This window comes from Sulfuricurvum sp. (genome assembly GCF_030691015.1).
Taxonomy (GTDB): Bacteria; Campylobacterota; Campylobacteria; order Campylobacterales; family Sulfurimonadaceae; genus Sulfuricurvum.
This window is the reverse complement of sequence record NZ_JAUYFF010000013.1, coordinates 73,468-80,643: the sequence shown is the minus strand read 5'-3', so window position 1 is coordinate 80,643 and position 7,176 is coordinate 73,468. Positions and strand designations below refer to the sequence as shown.

The 7,176-nt window shown below is 40.9% G+C and carries 7 protein-coding genes and 1 rRNA gene; 5 read left to right on the top strand and 3 right to left on the bottom strand.

The genetic code is table 11. From position 1 onward, the window contains the following. The first annotated feature begins 15 nt into the window (after nt 1-15). The 4 genes from rrf (at nt 16) to Q8O20_RS09435 (ending at nt 3,713) form a co-directional block, all read left to right on the top strand. A 5S ribosomal RNA gene (gene rrf, locus Q8O20_RS09450) occupies nt 16-131 on the top strand. A gap of 434 nt (nt 132-565) precedes the next feature. Beyond that, complete coding sequence (locus Q8O20_RS09445; protein ID WP_305530955.1) at nt 566-1,756, top strand: OmpP1/FadL family transporter; 1,191 nt, start codon at nt 566-568, stop codon at nt 1,754-1,756. Between the two features lie 176 nt (nt 1,757-1,932). Continuing rightward, entirely contained in the window at nt 1,933-2,883 is a 951-nt protein-coding gene (locus Q8O20_RS09440; protein WP_305530954.1) for a hypothetical protein, read from the top strand. Continuing rightward, nucleotides 2,880-3,713, top strand: a complete 834-nt coding sequence (locus Q8O20_RS09435) for a hypothetical protein (protein ID WP_305530953.1) — start codon at nt 2,880-2,882, stop codon at nt 3,711-3,713. Before Q8O20_RS09440 ends, Q8O20_RS09435 begins: the two co-directional genes overlap by 4 nt. A gap of 36 nt (nt 3,714-3,749) precedes the next feature. On the opposite strand, the gene Q8O20_RS09430 is transcribed toward Q8O20_RS09435, so the two are convergent. The 3 genes from Q8O20_RS09430 to Q8O20_RS09420 are packed head-to-tail and all read right to left on the bottom strand — an operon-like array spanning nt 3,750 to nt 5,756. Beyond that, entirely contained in the window at nt 3,750-4,790 is a 1,041-nt protein-coding gene (locus Q8O20_RS09430) for an Mrp/NBP35 family ATP-binding protein (RefSeq protein WP_305530952.1), read from the bottom strand. After that, nucleotides 4,780-5,154 (bottom strand): hypothetical protein, encoded by a 375-nt coding sequence (locus tag Q8O20_RS09425; protein WP_305530951.1) that lies wholly within the window; start codon nt 5,152-5,154, stop codon nt 4,780-4,782. The genes Q8O20_RS09430 and Q8O20_RS09425 overlap by 11 nt, the downstream gene beginning before the upstream one ends. Next, a complete protein-coding gene (locus Q8O20_RS09420) occupies nt 5,151-5,756 on the bottom strand; it encodes a hypothetical protein (protein WP_305530950.1) in 606 nt (201 codons plus the stop codon). The genes Q8O20_RS09425 and Q8O20_RS09420 overlap by 4 nt, the downstream gene beginning before the upstream one ends. 294 nt (nt 5,757-6,050) lie before the next feature. On the opposite strand from Q8O20_RS09420, the gene Q8O20_RS09415 reads away from it, so the two are divergent. Further along, a complete protein-coding gene (locus tag Q8O20_RS09415) occupies nt 6,051-7,172 on the top strand; it encodes a sulfurtransferase (RefSeq protein ID WP_305530949.1) in 1,122 nt (373 codons plus the stop codon). The last annotated feature ends 4 nt before the right edge of the window (nt 7,173-7,176 follow it).

Genomic DNA, 7,176 nt, shown 5'->3' with positions numbered 1-7,176 from the left:
TTCCTTTCTGAGTGTTCAGGTGGCTATAGAGAGGGGGAAACGCCCGGTCCCATTCCGAACCCGGAAGCTAAGACCCTCATCGCTCATAATACTGCATCTTTCAGGTGTGGAAACGTAGGTCGCCGCCTGGCCTCAGATTTATTCTTCTTCTTCAATACAACCCTCATTTTTAATCAATCAATTAAAACTAAAATCTCATAATCCAAGCGATATTTTTTTATTATCTCTAACGATATTAAGCGTAAACTTTTTATTTATCACAAAAATGTCACCTCCTGTGTTTCTTACCGTAACATCATTACAAAATTGTTTAATGAGCTAAATCAAATTTTTTTTATAGATATGATCTTATTTTCACTATATAGTAGGTTAACTGGCTATTATGACGATTTATTGGTATAAGTTAAACCTATTAATGCGTCGTATTATAAGTATGATTTAAAATATTACTTTTTTTTATAGTGTGATATTTTTGTGTTAAGTTTAGTTTAATTTTTTCGCCCCTATAATAGTGCTGTTTACGAATCGTTTACCGATTCAATTTCAAACTTATCTAGGAGAATTAATGAAACGTTCAATCAAAATCGCGGTGGCTGCTGCCCTCGCTCTTAGTGGTACATCTGCATTTGCAACCAATGGGGATCATTTGATCGGTATGGGTGCTAAAGCACGTGGTATGGGTGGTATCGGTATCGGTATGTCACATGGCGCAGAATCGGCTCTTGCCAATCCAGCTTTGATCTCATCTGTTAAAGGTACTGAAATCTCTTTCGGTGGGACTATCTTTATGCCAGATGTACAAACAACTGTAGGTGAGGGGTATAAAGATAGTTCGGCTGATTTAAGTGTTATTCCAGAAGTTGCTGTTGCACAAAAAGTATCTGATAACTTTACTTGGGGTATTGGTATGTTCGGTACAGCAGGTATGGGTGTAGACCATAGAGCGGAAACTGGCGGGGCTTTTAACAATTATAAAATGGTGACAAATTTACAGTTAATGCAATTTGCTGTTCCTCTTGCATACACGATTGATAGTTTGAGTGTTGGTATTGCGCCTGTAGTGCAATATGGTTCATTAGATATTAATTATCTTACTCCTGCACTTGCTCAGAGTACTACACAAGGTGTAGCACAAGATTTTGGTATGGGTTACAATCTTGGTGTGTCATATGAAATGTCTGGATTGACGGTTGGTGCATCTTATAAATCAGCCATTGATATGCTTTATAAAGGACAATTATCTAAAGCAACTGTACAGTTCGGGATGAATGGTGGTGCTGGACTAGCTGACAACCTTGAACAACCGGCTGAAATCGGTATAGGTGCATCATATACTACAAATGGTCACACTGTAGCATTAGATTACAAAAAAATTAAATGGGAAAGTGCAAAAGGGTATAAAGATTTTGGATGGGAAGATCAAAACGTCTATATAATCGGTTATCAATATGCACAAGACAACTGGGCGTTACGTGCCGGTTATAACTATGCGAAAAGTCCAATTAAAGAGCAAGTAGGTACTGATGCAGCACAAAAGAACTTGTTTAATTTACTTGGATTCCCTGGTATTGTTGAAAAACACTACACTGTAGGTGGAACGTATGCATTTACAAAAATGACATCACTTGATTTGGCGTATGTATATGCAGCCGAAAATACTGAAACATTCACAGCTACAGGTATGACAGCTAACAACCAAGTTTCAACTAAACACAGTCAAGATGCTGTGAGCTTCCAACTTAATTTCGCTTTCTAAATAACTTTTTCTCTCCTCTCGGGAGAGATTCACAATCCATTCACCTTTTCAAACCATAATAAGAGACCAAAATAGTTGGATTGTTATTATCGTTTATTTGATGGCTTTGTGATAAAATACCCTTTTACATAAAGGGCAATACACGGCTCAAAAGCGATTACTTAGAGGAGAATCAAATGTTTAATAGACTATTAATGGGTGCGGCAGCGCTTTCATTGGCGGCTTCGGTAGCATTCGGAGCACAGGGTGCAAAGTTTTATATCGGCGACGGTGATAAAGAAAAAGCGTATATGGATATGGTCAATAATAAGATCAGTACTATCGGATTTGTATTATCCGATCCGCATGAGCGTATCAATGATGCGTATAAAACGAAATACGGCGGGACAAATCTTGATAATCTCGGGTTTTTCTCGGTAACGAAAGATGCAGCAGTCGGTCCACTTCTTTTAAAAGAACCAAGCTTGGGCGGATTCAGTCCGTTCAATCTTCATGTATGGAAAAAGCAATCTGAAGATAAAACCTATGTAGGGCACATCACTCCTGAAACGATGCTCGATATCACTGGTGTTAAAGATGCAGATGTTCGGGCTAAATTTATTGCAACATTCCCTGAGCTTGATAAAATGATCGAAAAAGAGATCGGGAGTAAAGTCCAAATTGTAGAGTACAGCGCACTTCCTGCGAAGCCGATGATGACATTTGAACTTCCGTTTGAACGCGGTGCTAGCTTGGACGGCTTTATTGCTGATTTCCAAGGAAAATTTGAAGAGAAATTTGAAGAGAATAAATATATCATTGCCGGGTATAAAGATATTAAAGGCTCTATGACCGATGCCAATATTGAGTTTGGTCGATTTGATGCGTATTGGGTTTACTCTCTTTGCCACTTTAAATTCTCCGAAGGAATTTTTAACCAAGGACGCCCGGATGCAGGAGCGTTAGCACCGTGTTCAATGTATATGTACATTGAAAAAGGATCAAATAAAGTGATGATCGGTATGCCTCGTTTGGCTACTTGGACAGCGGTTATGGGGATCAAAGATCAAAAAATGAACGATTCTATCGTTGCTTTGGATAAAGAGATCATTAAAATTATGACGGAATTGGGAGCACAAGAGAAATGAAAAAAATCTATACACTCATTATGAGCGCACTCGTTGTCGGATTTTGCGGATGTGCCGGAGTTTCTCCTGAAGCGGAAGCCGGAGTGAAAGTTGAAAAAGTTGTTGCAACCTATAAAATAGGAGCTTACGCTGATGTAGAGAGTACAAAATCAAAACTTTCATCTGCGGGATTTGATGTAGTCGGTACCTACAAAACAGATGCGGGAACAACCGTACTCTATACCAATGCAGCGATGAAAGCAACAGCTAATAAAGCGACTCGTGGTCTTGCAGCCGTAGGGCGGATTTTAGTTGATGATGAGCGTAAGCAAATCAGTATTGCCAATCCGGTCTATTTTGGAAAAGCATTTATGCAAAAAGAGTACAGCCATGCAGCATCCTCTGCTGTTTTGGGATCACTTGAGAAAGCCTTCGGCCCTTTAAAAGATTCTAACGATAAATGGGAATTTGCGGGATTGGCAGGATACCATTTTATGGTCGGTATGCCGTACTATGAAGATATGAGTGTTGTTGGTGAGGGATCAACGGCTGATCTTGTGGCTAAAGCACAAGCGGCAAAAGGGACAACAGCAGTCGTGAAACTCTCAGAGGATCGCTATGTTGCGTTCGTTACTTTGGATCGACGTACAAACGGATTTGTTAAAAAAATCGGAACACAAAACTCTCAATTGCTTCCATGGGCAGTATTGATTGAAGGCGGACAAGCAAAAGCGTTGAGTGCAAAATATTTTATCGCTATCAGCTATCCGTTACTAACTATGACAGAATTTATGACGATTGCAACTGTACCAGGTGCTATTGAAGTAGATCTTAAAAAGATTTTTAAATAAATAAAACGATTCCACTTAAAGTGGAATCGTTCACCTCTAGATTTTAAACTTCACAGCTTTGAGCATATTTTCTACAATCTCTTTATAGTAATTTTTTAATGTATCTGAGCCTAAAACAACCGGCGGTTCACCGTTGTCCGAGCCTTCACGGATATCCATGTTTAGAGGAATCTGTCCCAACAAGGGGATATTGTAACGATCTACTAAACGTGCTCCGCCGCCGCTTCCGAAAATATCGTAGCGTGTTCCCGTATCCGGAGCGATAAAATAACTCATGTTCTCTACCAATCCTGCCATCGGTACATGGATATCCTGAAACATCCTTATCGCGCGGCTGACGTCATCACTGGCGACGAGTTGGGGGGTGGTTACGATCACTCCTGCCGTGATAGGGAGCTCTTGGGCCATAGTGAGTTGGATATCACCGGTTCCCGGAGGCATATCGATGACGAGAAAATCAAGTTCTCCCCACTCTACATCCTCAAGAAATTGGATGAGTGCCGAGACTGCGACTGATGAACGCCATACAAGGGGCGTATCAGAGGTCGGAGTTGTAAGGGCAACACTCATGATTTTAATGCCGTAGTTTTCACTGGGAATAATTTTGTTATCGTCATTCCAACGGATTTTTTCCAAATCGGTATTGGTGAGGCGCGGAACATTCGGACCGTAGACATCGGCATCTAAAATCCCGACTCGATACCCCCTCTGAGCAAGGGCTATTGCGAGATTGACACTGACGGTACTTTTGCCGACTCCCCCTTTGCCGCTCGTTACGGCAATGACATTTGCTGCATAAGGCGCACGATTATTGGGGGAAGCACTGTTTCCGTAATTGGTATCTTTTTGTACTAGTGTTTTTTTGGTGATATTGAGGCTGGAGAAGTGTTCGTTCAACGCCGTCTCAATAGCTGACTTTACCGTGAGATATGAGTCATCGCTTACCGTAAGGAGTTCAATTGTAGCGGTGCCATTACTGACTTTTGCATCGGATATGAGCTTGAGTTCCCCTAGTGTTCGGCTAAGCCCCGGATAAGAGAGAGTATTGAGAGCTTCTTGTAATTCTTTAGTGTTCATAGGGGTTTCCTCTCGCTTCGCGTGCTAAGAGAGCTTTGGTTCCATTTGCTTTTTGCGCAAGTTTGGCTAACGGAACTCGGGCATTTGGATATTCAAGACTAAGACGATGACAGGTGCTGACGCGCTCGTCGATGAGTGCATTGAGAGACGCTATGACATCTTTAAGTGTTCCTATCTTGTTTGATTCATTGAGTAAATCTTTAATCAGCATTTCACGAGAATGCATTCGAAGTTCTATTCCGTTGGCGTTACCGATGGTAATAAAATCACCTGCACTCAAATAGAGTCCCGAAAAAAAAGTATTTAAAAAGTGATTTTCGAGAGTCATGAACTGGCTGCGCTCTTCAAAATGACGTTTTTTCATGCGCGTTCTCCTAAATTTGCCTGTGCCGCTTTGCTTACATCGAAATCGGTATCGTTTAGTAACAGAGTTATGATCTCTTTGGGTGCGGAACGGTTTTCAGCCAAACGCATGCGCACCATTTTATCATTGTCATCACATAAAATTTTGAGCAATTTTGGAGGTGTATTAGGATTCCCGGAGAGTCCGTCACGGACAATCTTTTCATCATTGAAAAATTTCTCCAGGACATCACTCGGGGTTGCGGGGTTAGCTGCGACAAGGGCGCGTACTAAGTTAATAGGATCTTGAGAGAGATGACGAAGGACTTCAACCGGCGTATGCGGGTTTTTAGCAACGGCCCAGCGTGCACCCATATCGATCGGATTGCTTGCGATATCGATAAGGAGCTCAACCATGATAGGGCTGTATTCACGATCTCGTTCATAAACAGAGGTACGCAATGAGAGGTTCATAGCGACTTGGCCTACAACGAGTTTATCGGTTTTAAATGCAGAATAGATTGCCTTGACCTCTTCAATGGGAAGACTTTTATCTTCTAATAATTCAATAAGTTCAGAAGTGTCGGAGTGTGTTAGTGCGTTTTGTATCATTTCGGTATGCATATGCTCCCTTTTTTTTGTGATAAAAGTATTCGTCATACTATCAAAAAGTGATTAAATTGTAAGTATTAATAATACTATGTAAGGCTTAAAACAGTGTAGGCAGTATAAGAAAACGTAAAAAAACGTCCAATCATTTATACTCTCAATTTTGTGATAATTATGTAACAAAAAGTAATCCATGTGTGGAGCTAAAGCAGGTATTTACCGTTTATTAAGAGAGAGGCACCTATAATAGAGATGGAAATTCCGTAAATAAAAGCACCAGTGTGTGTACATTCAAAAAAAGGAGCACGGATGAACAGATTGCTAAAAACACTATGTGTTGCGGCATCACTGTCGGCAGCGAGCGTATTGATGGCAGCCGATGGGTATAAGGATAATTCAATCCTTATCTCTGCCGAAGAAGCGGTCAAGCTGATCGGTAATCCAAAAGTGATGTTCGTATCGGGTGATAACGAAGATATTTATAAACTCGGTCATATTAAAGGGTCGGTAGAGATGTATGCTCACCACCTTCACCATTCGGATATTGATGGCGAAATGCATTGTGCCCCACTTTATCGTTGTATCGATGATGCTGAACAAACAATCGGCAAAAAAGGTATCAGCAATGATATGATGGTTATCGCCTATGATGACTTTAAAGGGCCGAATGCTACAGGCGTTTATTCATTTTTCGACAGTTACGGTCATAAAAATGTAAAAGTACTTAACGGCGGACGTGCGGCTATGATGGCGGCAGATCCTGCGCAAAAAGAGTACGATGCCCTCAATAAAGAGTTTAAGGCTCTCAAAAAAGTAGAAAAAGATTCGAAAGAAGCTCTTAAAAAAGAGGGAGCGGATAAAACTGTCCTAGATGCAACGATTAAAAAAGCGTCTGAAGATGCGAAAGCATTGAGTGCAAAAATGGCGGAAGTTGAAAAACGTCTCCTTGTTGTAAAAGGGGATGAGGTTGTAAAAGCGAAAAACTATAAAATTGATCCTAAAAAAATCAAGTGGAATGTAATCGCTGACAAAAATGAAGTCAAACATGCAATGGAAGATATCCTGAAAAACGGTAAGAAATCCAAATATGTGATCATCGACTCTCGCGGTATCGGTGAAATTGTCGGTGAACGTAAAATGGATAACGTAGCACGCGGCGGACATGTTCCGGGTGCTACATTTATTGAGTGGAGCCAAATCTCCGATGCCGATAAAAAACTTTCATTTAAATCAGCTGCTGAAATCCAAAAAGTATATGACAATTACGGTATTACTCCGGACAAAACGATTTATGCGTATTGTCACGTAGGTGCGGGACGAAGCTCGGAACATATCACGGCGCTTCAATTGTTGGGTTACAAAAACGTCAAAGTCTTCACAGGAAGCTGGGATGTTTGGGGTAACGATATGAACCTTCCGATTAAACGATAAGGCT

Bases quoted from the DNA above. Each gene is read 5' to 3' on its own strand.
- Q8O20_RS09415 (WP_305530949.1), top strand. From the start codon at position 6,051: ATGAACAGATTGCTAAAAACACTATGTGTTGCGGCATCACTGTCGGCA.
- Q8O20_RS09430 (WP_305530952.1), bottom strand. From the start codon at position 4,790: ATGAACACTAAAGAATTACAAGAAGCTCTCAATACTCTCTCTTATCCG.
- Q8O20_RS09440 (WP_305530954.1), top strand. From the start codon at position 1,933: ATGTTTAATAGACTATTAATGGGTGCGGCAGCGCTTTCATTGGCGGCT.
- Q8O20_RS09425 (WP_305530951.1), bottom strand. From the start codon at position 5,154: ATGAAAAAACGTCATTTTGAAGAGCGCAGCCAGTTCATGACTCTCGAA.
- Q8O20_RS09420 (WP_305530950.1), bottom strand. From the start codon at position 5,756: ATGCATACCGAAATGATACAAAACGCACTAACACACTCCGACACTTCT.
- Q8O20_RS09445 (WP_305530955.1), top strand. From the start codon at position 566: ATGAAACGTTCAATCAAAATCGCGGTGGCTGCTGCCCTCGCTCTTAGT.
- Q8O20_RS09435 (WP_305530953.1), top strand. From the start codon at position 2,880: ATGAAAAAAATCTATACACTCATTATGAGCGCACTCGTTGTCGGATTT.